General features: G+C 69.4%; 14 protein-coding genes and 3 pseudogenes. 6 read left to right on the top strand and 11 right to left on the bottom strand.

The window, feature by feature from the left end:
* Positions 1-448: 448 nt before the first annotated feature.
* Positions 449-817 (top strand): CU044_2847 family protein, encoded by a 369-nt coding sequence (locus QMK30_RS23505; RefSeq protein WP_283520277.1) that lies wholly within the window; start codon positions 449-451, stop codon positions 815-817.
* Positions 818-852: 35 nt separating this feature from the next.
* On the top strand, positions 853-5,202 hold the full coding sequence (locus QMK30_RS23500; protein ID WP_283520276.1) for an nSTAND1 domain-containing NTPase: 4,350 nt from the start codon (positions 853-855) through the stop codon (positions 5,200-5,202).
* A 6-nt stretch (positions 5,203-5,208) separates the two neighbouring features.
* Here the strand turns inward: QMK30_RS23500 and QMK30_RS23495 are convergent, their stop codons facing one another.
* From QMK30_RS23495 to QMK30_RS23470, 6 genes are all read right to left on the bottom strand, one after another.
* On the bottom strand, positions 5,209-5,403 hold the full coding sequence (locus QMK30_RS23495) for a ferredoxin (RefSeq protein ID WP_283520275.1): 195 nt from the start codon (positions 5,401-5,403) through the stop codon (positions 5,209-5,211).
* A gap of 14 nt (positions 5,404-5,417) precedes the next feature.
* Complete coding sequence (locus QMK30_RS23490) at positions 5,418-6,476, bottom strand: cytochrome P450 (protein ID WP_283520274.1); 1,059 nt, start codon at positions 6,474-6,476, stop codon at positions 5,418-5,420.
* Between the two features lie 326 nt (positions 6,477-6,802).
* Entirely contained in the window at positions 6,803-7,003 is a 201-nt protein-coding gene (locus QMK30_RS23485; protein WP_283520273.1) for a helix-turn-helix domain-containing protein, read from the bottom strand.
* Entirely contained in the window at positions 7,000-7,569 is a 570-nt protein-coding gene (locus tag QMK30_RS23480) for a Uma2 family endonuclease (protein WP_283520272.1), read from the bottom strand. Before QMK30_RS23480 ends, QMK30_RS23485 begins: the two co-directional genes overlap by 4 nt.
* Before the next feature lie 156 nt (positions 7,570-7,725).
* Complete coding sequence (locus tag QMK30_RS23475) at positions 7,726-8,889, bottom strand: lipase family protein (protein WP_283520271.1); 1,164 nt, start codon at positions 8,887-8,889, stop codon at positions 7,726-7,728.
* Between the two features lie 299 nt (positions 8,890-9,188).
* On the bottom strand, positions 9,189-10,238 hold the full coding sequence (locus tag QMK30_RS23470; RefSeq protein ID WP_283520270.1) for an AraC family transcriptional regulator: 1,050 nt from the start codon (positions 10,236-10,238) through the stop codon (positions 9,189-9,191).
* Between the two features lie 101 nt (positions 10,239-10,339).
* Here QMK30_RS23470 and QMK30_RS23465 point away from each other — a divergent pair, with 101 nt between their 5' ends.
* Complete coding sequence (locus QMK30_RS23465) at positions 10,340-12,106, top strand: AMP-dependent synthetase/ligase (protein WP_283520269.1); 1,767 nt, start codon at positions 10,340-10,342, stop codon at positions 12,104-12,106.
* Positions 12,107-12,243: 137 nt separating this feature from the next.
* Positions 12,244-12,815: pseudogene (locus QMK30_RS23460) on the top strand (ATP-binding cassette domain-containing protein); the annotation flags it as partial.
* Positions 12,816-12,937: 122 nt separating this feature from the next.
* Here the strand turns inward: QMK30_RS23460 and QMK30_RS23455 are convergent.
* Positions 12,938-13,144 carry a cold-shock protein gene (locus QMK30_RS23455; protein ID WP_283520268.1) on the bottom strand — a complete coding sequence of 69 codons (207 nt, stop codon included), beginning with the start codon at positions 13,142-13,144 and terminating at the stop codon, positions 12,938-12,940.
* Between the two features lie 308 nt (positions 13,145-13,452).
* Here QMK30_RS23455 and QMK30_RS23450 point away from each other — a divergent pair, with 308 nt between their 5' ends.
* Complete coding sequence (locus QMK30_RS23450) at positions 13,453-14,316, top strand: menaquinone biosynthetic enzyme MqnA/MqnD family protein (RefSeq protein ID WP_283520267.1); 864 nt, start codon at positions 13,453-13,455, stop codon at positions 14,314-14,316.
* 16 nt (positions 14,317-14,332) lie between these two features.
* Here the strand turns inward: QMK30_RS23450 and QMK30_RS23445 are convergent.
* Positions 14,333-14,886, bottom strand: a pseudogene (locus tag QMK30_RS23445) (alpha/beta hydrolase-fold protein); the annotation flags it as partial.
* A gap of 1 nt (position 14,887) precedes the next feature.
* On the opposite strand from QMK30_RS23445, the pseudogene QMK30_RS23440 reads away from it, so the two are divergent.
* Positions 14,888-15,133: pseudogene (locus QMK30_RS23440) on the top strand (protein kinase domain-containing protein); the annotation flags it as partial.
* A 295-nt stretch (positions 15,134-15,428) separates the two neighbouring features.
* Here the strand turns inward: QMK30_RS23440 and QMK30_RS23435 are convergent.
* The 3 genes from QMK30_RS23435 to QMK30_RS23420 all read right to left on the bottom strand — a co-directional run bounded on the left by QMK30_RS23435 (position 15,429) and on the right by QMK30_RS23420 (position 21,096).
* Positions 15,429-15,872 (bottom strand): SUKH-3 domain-containing protein, encoded by a 444-nt coding sequence (locus QMK30_RS23435; RefSeq protein WP_283520266.1) that lies wholly within the window; start codon positions 15,870-15,872, stop codon positions 15,429-15,431.
* 2 nt (positions 15,873-15,874) lie between these two features.
* Entirely contained in the window at positions 15,875-16,414 is a 540-nt protein-coding gene (locus tag QMK30_RS38900; protein WP_502963207.1) for a YwqJ-related putative deaminase, read from the bottom strand.
* 113 nt (positions 16,415-16,527) lie between these two features.
* On the bottom strand, positions 16,528-21,096 hold the full coding sequence (locus QMK30_RS23420; protein ID WP_283520265.1) for an FtsK/SpoIIIE domain-containing protein: 4,569 nt from the start codon (positions 21,094-21,096) through the stop codon (positions 16,528-16,530).
* Positions 21,097-21,144: the final 48 nt, after the last annotated feature.

Here is a 21,144-nt window from a genome sequence, read left to right as displayed (position 1 = left end):
CGAATGCACCGTCCCTCGCTCCACAGCACGATTCACCACCCCCGCAGACGTGGCCGCCTACCTCGATGCCTACGGCACCGAACCCCCGGACAACATCAAACACGCATGTTGAATCTCTGCGAGCCCTAAGGTTACTCAAGGGTCAGTACCGGGTCGAGGCGACGTCGAACACCCCTAAGTGGACGGTCAGTTACGCACTTCTACGCCCTTCGCCGACGAGGAGCCGCTCGTGTCAGAGCCCGCCGTGCCCGTCCCCGTGCCTGTGTCCGCCTCCCTGTCCCCGTCCGCACCCGCGTCCGACGCGAACGGCCGGTGATAGCGCGGGACTTCGCGAAGGAGATGCAGGTGCTGTACGAGCGGTGAGGGGGGGGCGGGTCGTGGACGTGCCGGTGGACAAGGCGATCATAGGCTTCGCTACGATCTCTCCTTCCGAGTGCTGGAGGTCGCAGTGAGCGAACGCCTTGTCCACACCGTCGAGGTACCGCTGGGGGATGGCAGTGACGAAGCGATCCGTGTCCAGATCCGTGAGGTGGACGAAACTCTGGTCCGAGTGGGCCGCGGAGGCCGCTCCATAGCCCGGGCGGAGCGGTCGTTCGGGCAGATGCTGGACAGTGTGCGGCCGGTGGCGGAGAGCTTCGTGGGCCGGTTCCGGGGGATGGCGAACGCACCGGACGAAGTCACCCTGGAGTTCGGGGTGTCGCTGTCGGCCGAGGCGGACGTGGTCATCGCCAGTACCGCGACGGCGGCCAATTTCTCCGTGAGCCTGACGTGGCGCAAACCTGATGCGGGAGATACAAGTGAGCCTGCGCCCCGGTAGGTTGACCTGATCGGTTCACGGGGGTGGAGGTCGCGGTGCCGGGGGAAGAGTCACGGGATGCCGACAAGGCGATGCACGCGGCGGTCGTCCGGGTCAGGGGAGAGCACGGCCAGGTCGCCGGGGCAGGTGTCCTCGTCACCTCGGACCGCGTGCTGACCTGTGCCCATGTCGTGTCGGACGCGCTGGGGATCAACCGGGACCTCGAAGTCACTGTCGGAGCTACAGTGCTGGTTGACTTTCCGCTGGCCGACGGAGCCGGAAGGCAGGAGTTCACTGCCGAGGTCGAGCGGTGGATACCAGAGGAACCCAAGCACTGCGGAGACGTGGCGGTTCTGCGGTTGCAGGATCCAGTTCCCGGCACGTGTCCCTTGCCCATGGCCGACTCCGACGACATCTCCGGTCGTCCGGTGCGCGCCGTGGGATTTCCGGACGGTGAGCCGGGCGTTCTCTGGCACCGAGGGGAACTCAGCGGGAAATCGGAGGGGGACTGGATCCAGCTCTCCCGAGCCGACATACGGACGGCCCACGTCTCAGGGGGCTTCAGCGGCAGCCCTGTCTGGGACGAGCAGCAAGGCGCAGCGGTCGGCATCGTCGTCGCGGTCCAGGGTAAACAGGACAACTCCCAGCAGGCCTTCGCGATCAGTCTGGGAGCGGTGCTGCGGAAGTTGCCCGATCTCGCCCGGGTCCTGGCTCCGGACCCCTTTCGCGGTCTGGACACCTTTCAGGAGAGCCACGAGGAGGTGTTCTTCGGACGGGACGCGGATATCGAGGACGTGGTCACGGCCTTGAAGGGGGACCATCCGGCTGTCGTCCTCTACGGGCCGTCGGGCTGCGGGAAGTCCTCGCTGGTGCTGGCCGGTGTGGTGCCCAGGATGCGGCGGGAGAAGGAGAAGTACGACGCCGTGGTGGTGAACGCGGGGGCCGACGGAACGTTGGTTTCCGGACTGGCCACCGACCTCTACGAAGCCGTTCGCACCGGCCGGTACGGAGACCCGCGGGCGGACAGCGTGGACCAGGTCGAGGGGTGGCTCGCGGACAAGGGTCTCGTGGACACGATGAACCGGCTGCGAGGCAGGGCGGGCGGCACGTACATCGTCGTGCTCGACCAGGCCGAGGCTCTCCTGGACCGCGGTGAGGACGAGATCGAACAAGCCGTCCGGCTGCTCTTCCCCAGAGGCGGTCCGGGCACTGCGTCACGACTGCTGGTCACGCTCCGGTCGGACTTCATGGACGCGGCGCTCAAGCACCCCCGGCTCGGCTCCCTGCTGCGGAGCAGCAGGACACTCCCGCTGACGTCGATGTCCCGGGACCAGCTCAGAGAAGTCATCACGAAACCGCTGGAGAAGGCCCCGGCGGTGGCCTACGACCCTGGGCTGGCTCAGCGCATCCTGGACGATGCCTGCGGCGAGCCGGAGAACCTGCCGCTTCTCGGCTTCGTGCTGAAGAAGCTGTGGGACGACCAGTTCGCCGGCCGGCTGCGCACGACGACGTACGAGGCGATGCACGGTGTGTCCGGCGCGCTGGAGGAGCACTGCGACCGGGCCTGGCGGGAGTGCGTCGGGGAGAGCCGGAACGCCGCGGCGTCGCGGCTGCTCAGGGGCCTGGTCAGGGTACTGCCCGGGAGCGAGACCCCGCTGCGCCGCAGGCTCGACCGGCAGGAGGCGGGCGAGACCGGTTGGGATCTGGCCCGGTCGTTCGCTGAGCGGCGGCTGCTGGTGCTGCGCGGGGGCCGGGGGGAAGCGGAGACCGCCGAGCTGGCGCACGAGACGTTGATCAACGTGTGGCCGGCGTTGAGAGAACAGGTGAGGGAGGACGAGGAGTTCCTGACGGGCCGCGCGGAACTCGGCTATGACCGCGACCGCTGGACGAAGGGGGCGGCTCGGCTGCCTGGCGCCTCGCAGCTGGCTGCCATGCAGAATTGGTTGAAGGGCCGGGAGCAGGAATTGACCCGGGAGGAGCGGGATTTCCTGGCACGCGCCCGTCGGCTTCAACGCGTCCGCCGGACCCGTCTCCGTGCGGCGTGGACCGCCGCCGCCCTGGTGTTCGCACTGATCGCCGGGCTCGGTACGTTCCTCGTCTACCAGTCGCAGGTCAGCGAGCTGAGGAGCGCGGAGTCGCGGTCGCGTGCGCTGGCGAGCCTCTCGACCGAGATGTCCAAGCAGGATCCGGGGCAGGCTGGGCTCCTGGCGATGGCGGCGTACGACGTGGCGCCGACGCAGGAGGCCCGCAACGCGATTCTCCGTCGCTACGACCAGTTCAAGCACGCCGCCTGGGTGCTGAGTGGTGTCGAGGGCGAGATCGACGACGTCGCGACGAGCACGGACGGCACCGTGGTGCTGGCGACGAGCCGCCTCGGGCGCGCGGCGCTGTTCATCCGCCAGGCGGAGGGGCGGGTGCAGCGGCTGCAGCTTCGCCTCACCGGGCAGGCCTTCTACCCGACGGTCAGCCGGGACGGCCGGCGGATCGCCTATGTGTCGGGCGACGGCGCCCTCGTCTGGCACGACATCGATCCCGAGGCCGGCCCGGCGGGGCAGATGCTGGGGCGGGCGCACGCGATCCACGACGGCGACTTCGCGGTGCTGGCGGAGAGTAAGAGGCGCACCAGCTCTCAAATCCGGACAGTGGACTTCTCCCCGGACGCCGAGCGCGTGGTCACCGTGACGGACGGGCGTCTGCGGCTGTGGGATCTGACGTCGAAGAAGTCCCGGAGCCTGCCCGACCGGGTACCCGCGGTCCAAGCGGTGTGGTTCGGGCCGGACGGGGACACGCTCGTGGCCCAGCCGCGCAAGGCCGACTCGGGGAGCGAACACGAGTCAGTCGTGGCTGTTGACATCGCGACAGGAAAGACGCACGAGCTGGCGAAGGAGGTCCACACGTATTCACCCGCCGTCACCGGCGTCTACAGCCTCCCGGACCACGCCCTCTCCGGGGACGGCGGCGTGCTGGCCTACTGCAGGATAGAAGGCGGTGATGAGAGGCGGGCCGTGTACCGCACCGTGCGGGTGGCGGACGGACGGGTACTGAGCCGCCACGAGGACGACAGCTACAGCTGCAAGGTCATCGCTCTGAACGAGACAGGACAGCGGTTCGCGATATACGAGGGGGCCAGCTGGCTCCTCGGTGATGCCAAGAAGGGGGCCGGCCTGCGAAAGGCATACGGCAGCAAGCCCGCCGAGCTCACCCACCGGCTCCTGGGAACCTCGGACCATCCCGTCGTGCCCAACTGGGACGAGACCTCGATGACGGGGTTGCCGTTGGACCCGAGCGACGCCACTGGCGTGCACCTCGCAGTCGCCTATCCCGCGCTGCTCGACGACGGGCGCACCCTGCTCGCCCAGCTGAACCCGGGCGACGGTTCCGGGACCGGCAAGCCGGACACCCTGGCGGTCCTCGACGCGGCGACCGGCAGCATAAAGGCACAGGCCAAACGGCCCACGGCGGACGAGGCAGTCAAGCCGGAAGCGTTCGTCGGCCTGGCCGTCAACAAGAACGAAACTCTGGTGGCCGATGTCGTGGCCCGGAACAAGATCGTTGTCCGGGCCCTCCCTTCCCTGCGCGAGGTCACGGAGATCACCACACACCTGCCTCCCGTCAGCGACAGCGGGCGCGCGGAGCCGTTGTCGCTGCTCTTCCCCCGGAGCGACGAGCTGATCACGGTTTCCGGCAGCTGGATCGAGCGCTGGAACGCGCGCGACGGCAGGCGGTTGTCGAAGCCCGTCAACGCGCGTGATCTCGGGCTGGTGCAGAAGAACCCGCCCTTGACCACCGGGGACAGACCCGACTCCGGATTCGCGGTGAACGGCCGTCCCGAACCCGGCTACGTGCAGATCATGGTCCGTGGCGATTCGACGCTCCACGCCGTCGACCTGCGCACCGGCAAGGAAGACGAGCGACTTCGCGTCCGGGTCGGCCCGGACATCGACCGCGCCCGCCTCGACGACAGCGGACGGTACGCGGCTGCGAAGACGAAGGGCGCCATGCTGGAGCTGTGGTCGGTGCGGCCCGGGCGCAGGCCGGAACGGGTGGTCGGCCCGCTGGGGCCGCTGGGAGACAGCGGCGCGACCTGGGGGGAAGGTTTCGCGATGGGTTTCACCGGGCGCGGCACCGAGTTCTTCGTGGCCAACGCCAACTCCGTACGCTTCCAACAGGGCTCGGACCCGAACAAGTTCGAGTCCTACGACTTCGCGCAAGACCAGTTCTTCCTCGCAGCGTCCAGGGACGGCAAGGTCCTCCTGCGGGTCGAGGACAATGCCCTCACGGATGTGTTCCGCCTCGACCCCGAGCTCTGGAAGCGTCACCTGTGTGACGTCCTGGGCCGGGATCTCACCGATGCCGAGCGCCGAGGCCTTCCCTCGGGGCTGCCAAAGGTGATCTGCCGGGCCTAGTACGTACTAGTTCTCCTCGATCTCGATGGCCCGCACCGGGCAGGCGCGGGCGGCCTCCCGGACCATCGGGTCACCGCCTCCGTCGGTGAGGCCGGGCAGCAGCTCGCTGAAACCGTCGTCGTCCTGGGTGAAGACGCCGGGCGCGGTCAGCGCGCACTGCCCCGCGCCGATGCACACGTCCTGGTCGATCCTGATCCGCATGACCGCCTGCTCCCTCACCAGGTGACGGGCAGTTCGATGAGCCCCTGGATGGTGTCCCCGGGTTTGAACGGAACCTCGTCGGCGGGCACCGCCAGCCGCAGTCCGGGCAGCCGTGCGAAGAGGGAGGCCAGCGCGATCTCCATCTCGGCCCGCGCGAGATTCTGCCCGAGGCACTGATGGATGCCGAAGCCGAACGCGACATGGTGGCGGGCCGTCCGCTGCCAGTCCAGGTCGTCCGGAGCGGCGAACGCCCGGTCGTCCCGGTTGATCACGGACGTGGACAGGGCGACGCCCTCGCCGGTACGGATGACCTCGTCGCCCACCTCGATGTCCTCGGTGGCCACCCGCAGCATGCCGTCGGCGATGGACAGGAACCGCAGGAGTTCCTCGACGGCGACGGGCATCAGCGTGGGATCGGCGCGCAGTTGGGCGAGGCGGTCCGGGTGCTGCAGGAGGGTGTAGGTGCCGAGCGAGATCATGTTCGCGGTGGTCTCGTGGCCTGCGAGGAGCAGGAGCGTGGCCAGGCTGACGAGTTCCTTCCGGTCCAGCGCCCCCGAGTTGAGCTGCTGGGCGATCAACTCGCCGATCAGCCCGTCCCCGGGGTTGTCCTGTTTCCGCTCAACCAGCGCCCCGAGGTAGTCGTTCAGCTGGTCCCGGGCGCCCTCCACATCCGCGGAGGAGGGTCCGCGGAGCAGCCGTCGCGACTGTTCCTCGAAGAACTCGTGGTCCTCGTAAGGGACTCCGAGCAGCGCGCAGATGACCATCGAAGGGACGGGCAGGGCGAAGGCGGCGACCAGATCCGCCGTGGGTCCCTGCGCGATCACCGCGTCGAGCTGCCGGTCCACCGTCTCCTGGATCCGCGGGCGCATCGCCGCCGTCCGCTTCAGGGTGAAGCTCGGAATCAACATCCTTCGCTGCACGTGGTGTTCCGGGTCGTCGACCCCGAGCAGGGCTATCCGGCGCGCGCTGATGCCGGCGACGCGCTCGGTGGGCATCGGGAAGTCCGGGTTCTCCCGGTCGGCGGACAGCCGCGGATCGACGAGCAGGGCGCGGGCCTCGGCATGCCCGGTCACCGCCCAGATCCGCCGCCCGTCGTAGAGGGTGACGTGGGCGAGGGGCCGCTCCTCGGCGGGGGGCTTGTACTCGGTAGGCGGGTGGTACGGACAGGTGCGGTCCTGGGGGAAGAAACGGTCTCGGTCATGACTGCCTCACTGGGGGAGAGGGCGTTGTACTGATCACGTGCTGATCCAGTACTGCTCGCCACTACTCACTACATGCCCAAGGCATCTAATTCGTCTACGCGATGTTCGGCCAACCCGTGCCGGGGATCTCGCCTTCCGCCGCGCCGCGCCGGGCGCCGACGCACCGGCTGAATCTGACGCTGTACGGGTGCTTCGCCTCAACCGCGCGGAGCGAAGTCCAGTATCACCTTGCAGTCCAAGGCCGCGGCGAGGCGTTCCAGGACCGGCAGAGTGGGGGTGAGCTTGCCGGACTCGATGCGGGAGATCACTGCTTGCCCGGTGCCTGCCCGCTCCGCGAGCTCCGCCTGGGACAGCCCCTGCGCGGTCCGCCAGGTGCGCACGAGATCCGCGGTGCTCACCGCGTCCCTTCCTGCTCCTGGCCGTACGGGTAGAGGGCGCGGGTGTCGATGATCCAGTCGCCGACGGGAATCTTGTCGCCGAAGCGATGGTGGACGGTGTTCTCGTACGCACCCGCCTTGGGTTCCCAGTGATGGACGCAGGTCGAATCACGTGGATCGACGATCACGTAGTGGGGGATGCCCATGACCGGATAGTCGCGCACCTTGTCCACGTAGTCGTTCTCCGGGTTGGAGGGGGAGACCACCTCGACAACCAGGGCCACGGCGCTCGCGTCGATCGCACCCATGGTCTTCATCGCGGCTTCGTCGACGACGACGACGTCGGGGCGGCGCATCTTCGCTGCCAGTGGGTGCTCGATGTCGACGGTGTACGCGGCGAGGTCGTCGTCGAGTTGCTGCGCGAGCTGGTTGGTGATGCGCATCGCGTTGAGGTCGTGTGCGCCCGACGCGCTCATCATCATGACGAGCTGGCCGTTGCTGATCTCCACGTGCGGACTGAACGGCGCGGGCGGTTCGAAGCGATCGGCGAAGTCACGCAAATGCTGATAGATCGACTGCTCGGTCATCCTTCCAAGCTACATGACCATTTAGTCATATGCTGCGGCTGTCCGTGACGGCGAGACCGCGATCTGCGTACGCACGAAAGCGACTGTGTCCGTTTCAGCTGCTGAAACGGACACAGCCGCGCCGCGGCGACTACCCCCGCACCGCGGGGGGTCACGTCAGCAGTTGCCGTTCGTGGGCCTGCCCGCGAAGCGGTCGCTCAGCCAGTCCATCGCCGGGAAGGCGCCGATCGTCACGCCACCGATGTGGCCGAGCAGCGGGTGGGAACGCCACTGGACCTTGGCGCCCTTCGCGCACCAGTCGGCGCGCAGCTGCTTGCCGACGTTGTACGGGATCAGCTCGTCGAGGCCGCCGTGGTAGAGGTACACCGGGTGGTCGGGGGCGTGCGAGCCGAGCTTCGACTCGTTCAGGCGCCGCTGCCAGTCGGGCTCGTTCAGCGGGTTCTTGACCGTGACGTCGGAGATGCGCTGGAAGAGGCCGGCGACGGTGTCGACCGCGACGCAGTTCTTCTTCATGAAGTCGACGTACGTGCGGCCCTTGTCGTTGAGGTACGAGTCGAGCTTCAGCTCGGGGAACGCGGCGTTCTGGCCGGTCGCGGCCATCAGGATCAGACCCGCGCCGATGTTGCCGTCGTTGAAGTCGGCGACCTTGAGCAGGTCGGCCGGTACGCCGCCGGTCGCGGTGCCCTCGACCTTGAGCTCGGGGGCGTACGAGTCGTGCAGTTCGGCGGCCCAGCTGGAGGCCTGGCCGCCCTGCGAGTAGCCCATGATGCCGACCGGGGAGTCCTTGGACAGGCCCGCCTCCGGGTGGCGGAGCGCGGCGCGGGCCGCGTCCAGGACGGCCTGGCCCTCGGCCCTGCCGACCGTGTAGGTGTGGTCGCCGGGGGTGCCGAGGCCCTCGTAGTCGGTGACGGCCACGGCCCAGCCGCGCAGCACGGCCTGGTTGATGAGGTTGGCCTCGACGGTGGTGCCCTTGGGGAAGCCCGCGCTGGGCGCGCACTGGTCGGCGAGGCCGACCGTACCGACCGCGTACGTCACCAGCGGGCGCGGACCCTTCCTGCCGTCCTTGGGCACGATGACCGTGCCGGACACGACATTGGGCGCGCCCTTGGCGGTGGTGGAGCGGTAGGTGATGCGCCAGGAGTCGGTGTTCGTCGGCTGGCCCGGCAGCGGGTGGAACGAGGTCCGGGCGGAGCTGACGAGGTCGCCGGGGGCGGCGCTCTCGGCGGGGGTGTCCTGGGCGACGGCGGTGGGCGCGGCGGACGTGAAGGCGAGTGCGGCCAGGGTGGCCACCACTCTGTTCCTGATGTGCGTGCGGCTCATGCGGCTCTCCCAACGTTCCTGTGGGGGCTGGGCTCGTTGCCGAGACCGTAGTGACTGACCAGTAGGTACGGAGCTGACCGGGAAGCTCAGCTTTGCTGACCCTGAATTCCAAATTCCAGCAGAGAGATCCAATGCCGGGCCGCGTGACACGTGCGCCGAGGGCGTGGATGTGCACGACCGGACCCGCCCCGGCTGCCCGCCGCCGCTGGTCGGGGGCCTGCGGGCGCAGACGGAGCGGGCCCCGGACTGCCGCACCCCGGAGGCCGGTGCCCGGTACCGGCAGGTTGACGGTGGGTCGATCAGCCCGACCGGGGCGCCTCGCTGCCAGGCCCGTGTCCCGCCGCCGAGCCGATCACCCGGTACGCACCCGGCGTCGTCCCCGTCCAGCGGCGGAAGGCCCGGTGGAAGGAGGTGTCCTCCGAGAAGCCGAGCCGCGCCGCCAGCTCCGCGATCGGCTCCCGGCCCTCGGCCAGGCCCGCTATGGCCGCGTCCCGCCGCACGGCGTCCTTCAGTTGCTGGAACGACGTGCTCTCCAGCTGGAGCCTGCGCCGCAGCGTCGCCGGGCTGACCGCCAGACGTGCCGCCGTCTCGCCGAGTGACGGGAGGCGGGGTGACGCCCGCAGCGACTGGGCCAGGTCGCGGCGTACCTGCTCGGCCACCGTCGTGCCGTACTCGCGGCGGCTGAGCAGCTCGAAGGGGGCGCCGCCCAGCATCGCGTCGACCGCGGGCTCGTCACGGATCAGCGGGGCCGTGAGCCAGTGCGCGTCGAAGCCCGCCGCAGTACGGTCCGTGCCGAAGCGGACGGCGCAGCCGAAGAGCGTGTCGTACTCGTCCTTGTGCGGCGGCGGCGGATAGTCGAAGTCCGCCCAGCGCAGCGGGATGCGGCGGCCGACCAGCCAGCTGCACAGCCGGTGCCAGATGATCACCAGGCACTCGGTGAGGAAGCGGTCCTCGTCCCGGCCGAGGTCGTTGCGGACACTGAGCACCGCCTCGCCGCCCGCGCGTTCCAGCGCGAGATCGGGCCCGCCCGGGAACAGCCCGTAGAACGCGGTCCCCCGGTCGATCGCTGTTCCCAGGTCACGGCACCCCAGCAGGGCGTAACACATCATCGCGAACGTGCCGGGCCGGCTCGGGGCGGGACCGAGGCCCAGGAACTCGTCCTCCGTGGCGCGGTACAGCGCCCGGAACAGGCGGGCGAACTGGGCGGCGGTGACGCGCGCCCGGTCGTCACCGAGCAGCAGGGGCGGGATGTGGCCCGCCTGGAGCAGCGGCACGGTGTCGATGCCGCGGCGCTCGGCGCCGCGCAGCAGGGCCCGCACGTGGTGCACCGTGATCGTCCGCTTGGCCATGGTCATGGACGGTAGCCGTCCAGGCACTGAGCGCCAAGGTCAGCGGTGGTGACGTTTCCGGTCATCGCCGCGGGACCGCAAACGTACCTACCGTCGAGTACATGACTCGACGACGGCCTGACACGCTCGCGGAGTTCATCGAGTGGGCGGGCGAGCGGTACGCGGACCACCCGGCCCTGCGCTTCAAGCGCCGCACCGGGGCGGAGGGCGACGGATGGGAGACGGTCTCGTACGCCGAACTCCGTGATGTCGTACGGGAGACCGGCCGCGTCCTGATCGGCGGTCTGGGTGTCGCCCCGGGCGACCGGGTCGCGATCCTCTCCGAGACACGCCCCGAATGGACGTACGCGCACTTCGCGGCGCTCGCGGCGGGCGCGGTCGTGGTGCCCGTCTATCCGACGGCGGGCGACGAGGAGCTCGCCTGGGTGCTCGGCGACTCCGGTGCGTCGGTCGTGATCTGCGAGAACGCGGACCGGGCTGCCAGGGTGGAGGGTGTGCGCGGCGGCCTCCCGGCGTTGCGTCACGTGGTGCGGATGGACGCGCTGGGCCACGGGGGCCGGCCGGACGCCCCGGACGGGCCGCTCGCAGCCGCGCCGCTCGCCGAACTGCTCGACCGGTGCGCGGCGGTGCGCGCCGACGACACGGCGGAGATCGTCTACACCTCGGGGACGACGGGCCCGCCCAAGGGCTGTCTCCTCACCCACGGCAACATCGGCGCCGTACTCGACGCCAACCTCGACCTGATCGAGGGCGGCCCCGGTGACCGCACGTACCTCTACCTCCCGCTCGCCCATCTCCTGGCCCAGCTCATCGAGTTCACCACCGTCCTGCACGGCAGCGAACTCTGCTACTTCGGCGGTCGCATCGAGGACGTGGTGGCCGAGCTGGCCGAGGTCCGGCCGACCCATCTGCCCTCCGTGCCGCGCCTGTTCGAGAAAATCTACTCGGTGGTGCTGTCGCTCGCGGAGTCCCAGGAGGGCGGGCGTGAACGCTTCGCGGAGGCGGTACGCATCGGGGTGCTCGCGGCGGACGGGCAACTGCCCGAAGGGCTCAAGGTCGCGTACGAGGAGGCCGATCAGCGTCTGTACAGCCTGGTCAGGGCGGCCTTCGGCGGCCGGCTGCGCTGGGCGCTCACCGGGGCCGCCCCGATCGCGCCGCAGACGCTGGACTTCCTGCGGGCGTGCGGCATCGCGGTCTTCGAGGGGTACGGGATGACCGAGTCGGGTGGCGCGATCTCGCTCAACCACCCGGGCGCGGTGCGCTACGGCACGGTCGGCCGCCCGATCGCGGGCTGCGAGGTGCGGATCGGCGAGGACGGCGAGGTGCTGGCGCGCGGTCCGATGGTCTTCCCCGGCTACTACGGCAACGAGCGGGCCACCTCCGAGACCCTCGACGCGGACGGCTGGCTGCACACGGGGGACCTGGGGGCCCTGGACGAGGACGGCTACCTCTCGATCACCGGTCGCAAGAAGGACCTGATCATCACGTCCTCCGGCAAGAACCTCACGCCCTCCCAGGTCGAACTGGCCGTGCAACAGTCCCGGTTCGTCTCGCACACGGTGCTGGTGGGCGACCGCCGCCCGTACCCCGTCGCGCTGATCACGCTCGACGCGGACGAGGTGGCCCGATGGGCTGCCAGGACGGGCCACGACCCGGCCGACCGCGACGCGGTGCGGACCCTGGTCCAGGAGGCGGTGGACGCGGCGAACGCCCAGGTGTCCCGGCCGGCCCGGATCCGCGCCTTCGCGGTGCTCGATGAGGACTTCACGGTGGACAGCGGGGTGCTCACGCCGACGCTGAAGGTGCGGCGGAAAGCGGTGGTGGAGCGGTACGCGGGGGTGATCGAGGCGCTGTACGCGGAGGGGTGAGCGCGCGCTCACCGGTATCTCCCACCTGACTCTCGAACCCCCTGGCGCGGCAAGCCCGTTGCTCGCCGACGTATCCGCTGCGGGTCGCGCCGGGCGAGGTCGTCGGCTGGTCGGCGAGTCCGGCTCGGGCAAGTCGACCACGGCCAAGGCGGGGGCGCCTGGCGCGGGCGCGGGAGATCCAGATGCTCTTCCAGGACTCGTACGTCTCCCTGGACCCCAGGCTCACCGCCCGCCAGGGCCTGACCACCGCGCTGCGTCTGCGCAGCCGGGACGAGGCACTGGCCGGGGAACTGCTGGACCGGGTCGGGCTCGGCGCCGCGAGGCGGGGGCGAGGCCGCACGCGCTCTCCGGCGGGCAGCGCCAGCGCCTCGCCAGCGCCAGGGCGCTCGTGGTCGACCCCGAGGTGCTGGTCCTGGACGAGGCGGTCGCCGCGCTGGACGTGTCCGTCCAGGCGCAGATCCTTCAGCTGCTGTCCGGCATCCGCCGTGACACCGGGGTCGCCCCCGTCTTCGTCAGCCACGATCTCGCGGTGGTCCAGCACATCACCGACGACAAGGTGGTCATGCGCCGCGGCCGGGTCGTGGAGCAGGGCCCGAAGGCCCAGGTGCTCGCGGCGCCCGCCGATCCGTACACCCGGCTGCTGATGGCCTCGGCGCCGCGGGCCGACTGGGACCCGGCGGACGCGGTCGCGGCCCGCGTCACGGTCTGAGCGGGGGGCACCGCGCGGGCAGGGGGCACAGGCAGGGGCCCTGTCCTCCCCGCCTGGGCGGAAAGGAAACAGGGCCCCTTGAGTACTGCTACTTCGACCGCGATCCGGTCGGTCCGGGCAAACTAGTTGGCCAGGGTGACATTCTCCGCCTGCGGGCCCTTGGGGCCCTGCGTGACGTCGAAATTCACGAGCTGGTTCTCCTCAAGCGAGCGAAAGCCAGACGCGTTGATCGCGGAATAGTGGACGAAGACATCCGGGCCGCCGCCGTCCTGGGCGATGAAGCCGAAGCCCTTTTCAGCGTTGAACCACTTGACGGTTCCGGTAGCCATAAGCCCTCCCATGGGCCAAAGGGTTGCCCTGCTCCAGAACCTGCAAGAAGTCTGAAAACTACAAAAGCCTGCGGCGTCACATGCTCCGCAGGCTCTGTACTGCAAGGGAAACCAAACTGCAACTTGTGGCGAGCGTAGCACGCGTCATCAGGCAAGCGGTAGAGGGAAAGATCACCTCATACGGATGTTTGGTACGGGTGCTCGACGGGCTCCTGGAGGGGCGCCGGAGAGGCGTCCGGAGGAATGGCAGGACGGGTAGGAAGGCCCCCGGCGTCACCATCCGAGACGTACGGGGCTAGCCTCACGATGTGGACAATTCAACTGCTGCCGACCACCGTCGCAGCCGGCCACGTGTCGGCCACATCCAGTTCCTCAACTGTGTGCCTCTGTACTGGGGGCTGGCCCGTACCGGAGCGCTTCTCGACTTCGAGCTGACGAAGGACACCCCGGAGCGGCTCAGCGAGCAGCTGGTGCGCGGCGACCTCGACATCGGCCCCGTCACCCTCGTGGAGTTCCTGCGCGGCGCGGACCAGCTCGTGGCCTTCCCCGACCTCGCGGTCGGCTGCGACGGCCCCGTCATGTCGTGCGTGATCGTTTCGAAGCTGCCGCTGGAGCAGCTGGACAGGGCGCGGGTCGCGCTCGGTTCGACGTCGCGTACGTCCGTGCGCCTGGCTCAGCTGCTCCTGGCCGAGCAGTACGGCGTGCAGCCCGACTACTACACGTGTCCGCCGGACCTCGGCGTGATGATGCAGGAGGCGGACGCGGCCGTACTGATCGGCGACGCGGCCCTGCGCGCCTCGCTGCACGACGCTCCTCGCCTCGGCCTGCAGGTCCATGACCTGGGGAAGATGTGGAAGGACTGGACGGGCCTGCCGTTCGTCTTCGCGGTGTGGGCGGCGCGCAAGGACTACCTGGAGCGCGAGCCGGTCATTGTGAAGAAGGTGCACGAGGCGTTCCTGGCCTCCCGTGACGTGTCCCTCGAAGAGGTCGCCAAGGTCGCCGAGCAGGCCGCCCGCTGGGAGGTCTTCGACGCGGAGCTGCTGGAGCGCTACTTCACGACGCTGGACTTCCGCTTCGGTCCCGACCAGCTCAAGGGCGTACAGGAGTTCGCGCGGCGCACCGGGCCGACAACCGGCTACCCGGCGGACGTCACGGTGGAACTGCTCGGCTGACACTGGGCAGGTGGCATCACGGGGACGGAATGGGCCCCTGCGTGTGCTCACTGATCCACTGGATGGTCCCGTCCCTCATGCCCTTCACCTACGTCTTGGCGTTGTGCTCGCCGCCCTGGATGACCTGGAGGCGGGTCTTCACCGGCCCCTTGCCGTAGGTCTTGACGAAGGTGCGCAGGCTGCCCAGCCCCGACTCCTCGGTGCCGACCCGGAACGCCAGGTAGACGTCCTCGCGGCCAGGCCCGGCCGGTCGCGTGGCGAGCGCCTTCGCCCGCCGCTCCGGGTTGTTGGCCTGCTTCTCCTTCTCGTGGCCGGCCCACACGGTGAGTCGGGCACGGTGTCGGGGTCCGAGGCGATCACGGCCTTGAACGGGTGGGGCCGCTTGAGGACCGACTTGAGGCCGACGAAGCCGCCGGACGACGAGCCCATGTAGGCCCAGCCGTCACGGGACTTGAATGTACGGAAATTCGCCTTGACGAAATCGGGAACGTCGTCCGTCATCCAGGTGCCCATTTTCGGCTGCCCCGGAATGTCGCTGCCGTCGTAGTAGTTCTTGTCGTCCGGATTGAGTCCGTCCCTCACCCAGGCGGTCGCCGGGCACGGGCCGCTGCCCGAGCGCGCGGTACGAACCCTGGGAGCGGGACTCGCGGAGGCTCTGGCGGCTGTACACGAACTCGGCCTCGTACACCGCGATGTGAAGCCGTCGAACGTGCTGCTGACGATCGACGGTGCCCGCCTGATCGACTTCGGCATCGCCCGTGCCACGGACTCCACCGCCTCGCTCACCTCGACCGGCGTCTCGATCGGCTCACCGGGCTAGCCGACGCAGCAGCTGCTCACTGGTCCTGACGGTGGCGGGCGCGCTGGCGGTAGCAACGATCGGGGGCGCTTCGTCCTGGACCTAATGCCGGGCGGACCCGACCCGCACGAACACCCCGGGCTGCACGACGGGCAAGGAGACGATCACGTACACCCTGGAACGCGACGGCACACTGACACTCAAGACGGCGGGGGCGGGGCCGGGGGAGCCTACGGGGGTGCTGCGGCGGAAGGAGTGATCAACTAGTGGGTCCTTCGCCCGCGTCTTCGGGCGAGGGGCTCGCGTGACCTGGTCATCGGATTCCTTCGATCAGCTTTTCCAACGCCTCGTCGGCGTTGTCCGCGAAGAAGGTGACGGAGTCCATGCCGGTGAAGACCGTGCCGTCCGGGGCCATGCCCAGGTACCCATTACGGCGGTCGATCATGCCGATGGGATAGAGGTACGACCCGGCTTCCTCGCTGAGCACCTCGAAGATCTCGGCATCCCACGTGGCCAGGGTGGGATCGAGATTGATCTCCATGCGTGCCATCGTCCTGCCCGCGCCCCGCGCGGGAACCGCCAACCCGCCGAATTCGGCGAGAAATCGTCGAGCCGCCTCGTGAATCTCGAAGCCATCGTGCTCATGGAGGGCGCTCTCCCAGGCAGCAGTGGAAATGGAACGCCCTGGGTGCCATCCCGCTGCTCTCAGCACACTGTCGGTCTCAGCCGACCACTTCCGCTGGATTTCTTCATTCATCGTCAGGTCACCGCCGGAATTCCGAATTGGTCAAGAACATGTTGACACGACGAGCAGGGAGCCTTCGGCGCACCGTGCTTCGGGTTGCCCGACGCGCGTACGTCCACGGCGGCGCTCACGCCACCCCGTGGGTTGACACCCGCGTTCATGGCGTTCGACAGCATTTCCGCCTCGCCGCAGCGTCCGTGCTGGTTCCCCTCAGGCCGCAGGTGCTGCGGGACCCTGTCGTACGCGGCTTGTACGTCCGGGTGCAGATTGTGGTCTCCACCGCCGTCCCCGGCCATCCCGTAGGACTTCTCCAACTTCCGCAGATGCTTCGGAACATCCTCGAACTCATCCTGAAACGCCTTCGCGGACTTCCCCGCCCACTTCAGGACCGCTTCCTCACTGGCCATCCCCTCGACCAGCCGCAACGCATCCGACACATCATCAGCAAAATCCTGCAACTCCCGCGACAGGGACTTCACCCGCGGCGGATCACCCGGCGTCGGATCCTTCTCCAGATCCAACACATGCCAATCACCCGGCCGATGCCCCGCCATCCCACATCCCCCGTCACGCCCGTATCACCAGCAACCGTACGCACGAGCGAAGCTACAAGGCCCGGTGTTCGCACGCGAAGAAGGCTGGATCCCCCGCCCAACCGACACCAACATCACATCGGCGTAGTCACCGTCATCGTCTCGCTGTCCCCAAGGTGCAGCAGGCCCTTCCCCGGCGTGACCGGCCCCCCGACCATGCTGCGCGTCGTCCGCGTGCCGATCAGTTCGCCGCTCGACGAGTCCTGGGCCGACAGCAGAATGCCCCGCCGCGCCTTCTTCGCATCGACCTGCCAGCCGCTGAAGCCGCTGCACACGTCTTCCTCGTCGCCCGCGATGACGAGCCCGAGGCCCCGCTCGGCGCCCCGCTGGATGAGGCGTTTGAACACCGGTTCGGCGTCGCAGTCCTCCAGCAGTTCGCCGTCGTCGACCAGTACGACGACCGGAGCCTCCGGTGTCGCCGATTCGAGTGCTTCCTCCAGGTCGTCGCCCTCGATATCGTCCTCGATGAAGACCTTCAACACGCCTTCCTGGCCGTCGAGTTCACGCAACGGTGACGGGCGCGGCGCGGCGATGACGAGGCGTACGCCCTGCTTGAGGTAGGAGCGGGCGAAGTTCATCAGGACCGTGCTGCGGCCCGACTTCGCCGGTCCCGCGATCACGAACGACGGCACGCCCCGCCCGAGGTCCGGGCCGAAGCCGTTCAGATCGTCTCCGCCGATGCCCACCAGCGCCCACAGCGGGGACACCGACGCCTCCGGGTCGCGCATCTCCCAGGCCGCGTCGAACGAGATGCGGCTCGGCAGCGTGTCGACCCGGAACGGGCGCATCGCGCGGGGCACCGCCGCGTCGCGTTCCGTGGCCGCCTCGCCGATCGCCGCGATCGCCGCCGCCTGGCCCTGGCCCGTGGAGTCGGCCGAGAGCAGGGCGAACTGCGTCTCCGTACCGCTCTCGTTCTTGAACGCGCGGCCGGGCGGAATCTCGTCCGGCACCTTCCGCGAGTTGATGCCGATCATCGAGAAGTCGGAGCGGTCCGCGAGCCGCAGCGCGTACTTGTCCTCGGTGAGGGAGGAGATGCGGCCCACCAGGATCTGCCGGTCACCCGTCATCACCATGTGTACTCCGAGGCTCGCACCCTCGCGCATGATGATGGTCAACTCGTCCGTCAGCTCGCCGTGGTTGATCTCGCCCAGCGTCGGCAGCCAGCCCTCCCACCGGTCGAGAAAAACCACGATGTGCGGCAGCCGCTCATTGACGGGCACCACCGAGCGCTGCTCGCCGATGTCGGCGAACCCCTTGTCCGCCAGCAGTTCCTGACGTCGGGTCAACTCACCCTTGAGCCGGTTGATGAGCCGGATGGCGCGTTCGGTCTGGGCCCGGCCCACGACCGCGCCGCAGTGCGGCAGCCGGGTCAGCGCGTTCAACGCGCCGTTGCCGCAGTCGATCCCGTACAGATGGACATCGGCGACCGAGTGCGTACGGGCCAGCGAGCCCGCCATCGTACGGAGCACCTGCGAGCGGCCACTGCGCGGTGCGCCGCCGATCAGCAGGTGGCCGAAGGTGCTGAAGTCCATTGCGACGGGACGCCGTGCCTGGTCCGACGGCAGGTCCTCGACGCCGTACGCGGCAGGTGGCAGCGCGCCCTCCACCTGCCCCACCGGCACCGGAACGTCGTCGAGCAGCAGGCTCTCGTCCAGCGCGGGCAGCCACGGGCTGTGCTGGGAAGGGATGCCGAGCCGTTCGTTCGCGTCCCGCACCGCGTCAACCAGGACCTTGAGGTCGGTGATCTCCTCCTCCTCGCGCGCCTGCGACTTGGGCTTGCGCAGCGTCGCGCGCCCCAGGTCCTGCCAGTCCAGCGGGCCCGCCCACGGGGCGAGGGTCTGCGGATCGGTCGCGCCCGGCCTGCGGCCACCGACGCGCCCCGACTGGAAGGGAACAAGGGAGGACGCGCCCAGGCGTACGTACGCACGACCGGGGTTGCTCTTGGAGATATTCCCGGCCTCGGGGGAATCGATGACGTCGCTGGACTCGCTGCCGTCGGTGACGCGCAGCGCGATACGGAGGTTGGTGTTCGCCCGAATCTCGGGGGAGACGACACCGCTGGGGCGCTGGGTGGCGAGCATCAGGTGGATGCCGAGCGAACGGCCTCGCTGCGCGATGTTGACCAGGCCCGCGACGAAGTCCGGCAGATCGCGGACCATCGACGCGAACTCGTCGATGACGATGAGGAGTCGGGGGACCGGCGGCTGCGAGGGGTCGCGACGCACCAGGTCCTGGTAGTCCTCGATGTCCTTCGCGTCGGCGGCGGCGAGGATGTGCTCGCGGCGCTTGAGCTCGGCGCCCAACGACTCCAGGGCGCGCTCGACGAGGTGCGCGTCGAGGTCGGTGACCATGCCGACGGTGTGCGGCAGCTTCACACAGTCCTTGAAGGCCGAGCCGCCCTTGTAGTCGATGAGTACGAACGTCATCGACTCGGGGGTGTTGGCGACCGCGAGCGAGGCCACGATGGTCTGCAGCAGCTCCGACTTGCCGGAACCGGTCGTGCCCGCGATCAGACCGTGCGGCCCGTCGCGCCGGATGTCGATGCCGAAGGGCCCGTCGTACGACTCACCGACGACGGCCATCGTCGACTGCCCGCCCATCCGCCAGCGCGCCGCGACCGCGTCACCGGTCGGCGGCTCCAGCTGGAGGACGTCGAGCAGCCTGCTGGACGCGGGCAGCGCGGAGTCCTCGGACTCACCGCTGATGTCGCGCAGGGGAGACAGCGCGCGGGCGAGACGGGCACACCAGGCGGCGGACACGAAGTCGGGGCGTACACCGAGAACCCGGACGGTACTGGTCTGCTCGACGCGCAGCCGCAGCATCGGGACGCTCTCGGCCTTGGGCGCCTCGGTGCCCGTCGCGTGCCAGGCGTGGAAGGAGGGGAAGCCGCCGGGGGCCGTCGGCTGCGGGGATGCTGCCTCGACGTTCTGCGCCTTGGGGTCCGGCTCCTCCGGCTTGGGCTCGGCGACGACGATGGCCTGGCACTCGCCGGGCAGGAAGCGGTCCTCGGAGTCGAGGCACACCGCGTAGATCGCCACGCCGGGACCCTCGCGCAGCAGCCGCACCACACCGGGCATCGAACGCAGCCGGCGCGAACCGTCCCACACGACGACGATGTCCGGGTCGGAGAAGACCGCGCCCTTGCTGCCGTTCTGCTTGGCCGCCTTCAGGCGGGCGTCGAGGAGCTGGGTCAGCTCGCCGATGCGCGCGCCGACGGTCTCGGCGTCCGTGCCGATCAGCACATTGGTGTCATGGGCGCCGGACGGCCGGGTGTGCGGCAGCCAGCGCACCCAGTCCCAACTGCTCTGTGCGCCGACCTCGGTGAGTACGTAGAACTGCACATCCACCGGGCTGTGCAGCACCGCCGACTGGGCCACCGCCCACCGCCCCAGGGACCGGGCGGAGTCTCCGGGCCCGGCGATACCGATGACGCCGAGGGTGCTCAGCGACAGTGCGACCGGGGCGTCCTCGATCTTCCAGGTGACCTGGCGGCGGTGGTCGTCCTGCTCGGGGTCGTCGAGCACCACTTCGGACGGCAGCAGGCCGGTGCCCATGCGCAGCACCAGATGGTCGTGGTCGGTACGCCGCCGTTCCCACAGCCGGGTACGGGGCCCGGTGCCCAGCGACAGCGCGGTGGCCGGGTCCGGGTACGAGCGACGCCGGTCGAACCGCTCGGTGATGAGGGCCTCCTGGGCGTCCTTCTCGATGCGGGCCTTGTGCTCCTTGTATTCCTTGAGGAGCTTCGCGTGGGATTTCCGGCCGTGCTTCTTGTCCATGAAGTAATTGCTGAAGAGCAGGATCGGGCTCATCACGGCCATGATCAGGTAGTACCAGCGCCCCATGACCAGCACCATGACGATGGCCATGACCAGCGGGAACAGCGCCATCAGCCAGGGCAACGGCCGGGTTTCGTGCTCGCGGGGCGGCGTCGGCAGCCGGAAATTGGTCTGCCGGTCCGCGGGACGCAGCCGGGGCGGCCGGTTGTAATCAAGTCCGCCACCGTCCTCGGACCACTTGAGTGCGGCGTCCGGAGGCGAATAGCGGGAGATTTCGAGGAGCGTGTTCCCGACGGCCAGCTGGGCATCCAGCGGCCACTCGTCGCCCTCGACCTCTTCGATCGCGGTGCCGTCGAGCGTGACACCCTTCTTGTCCCCCTGTACGGCGACTTGGCAGGTGCCATCGGTTGCTACTGACAACGTCAGCGCGCGCTGCGGAAGTTCGGGGTCGTCGATGCGGATGTACGTACCGGCGCCGCTGCCGATGTCGTAACGGCCCACACCGAACCGGTGCACGGAGCCGGCCGCGGGGCCGCTCACGACCCGCAGTTCGACCAGCCCGGCGGGTTCGCCCGGCAGGCAGCCCGCCGGATCGTGGAGGCTGACCATGGCACCCTCGCGCAGCGGCGAGGTGGCGATGGTGGCGGAGGCGTCGACGGCGAACCCGTCGACGTACAGCAGGGGGGACCCGTCCCCCGCCCCGCGCTGGCTCCCGATCGGGATGATCTGCGCACCGCCCGCGCCGTGCCCGACGTGCCGCGCGAGCTCGCGCGCGATGTCGCCGACCGAGGACTCGGGATCGGCGTCGAGGACTACATCGGCGCTGGCACCGCCGAGCGGATCGACGACGGTCAGAGTCAGGCGCACGCTCGTCCTCCCCAGGAACCTGCGACCGCCTCCGGAACGAGCGCCGCA

Origin of the sequence: Streptomyces sp. H27-C3, assembly GCF_030063415.1 — a bacterium.
GTDB lineage: Bacteria > Actinomycetota > Actinomycetes > Streptomycetales > Streptomycetaceae > Streptomyces.
This window is presented reverse-complemented; position numbering and strand designations above follow the sequence as displayed.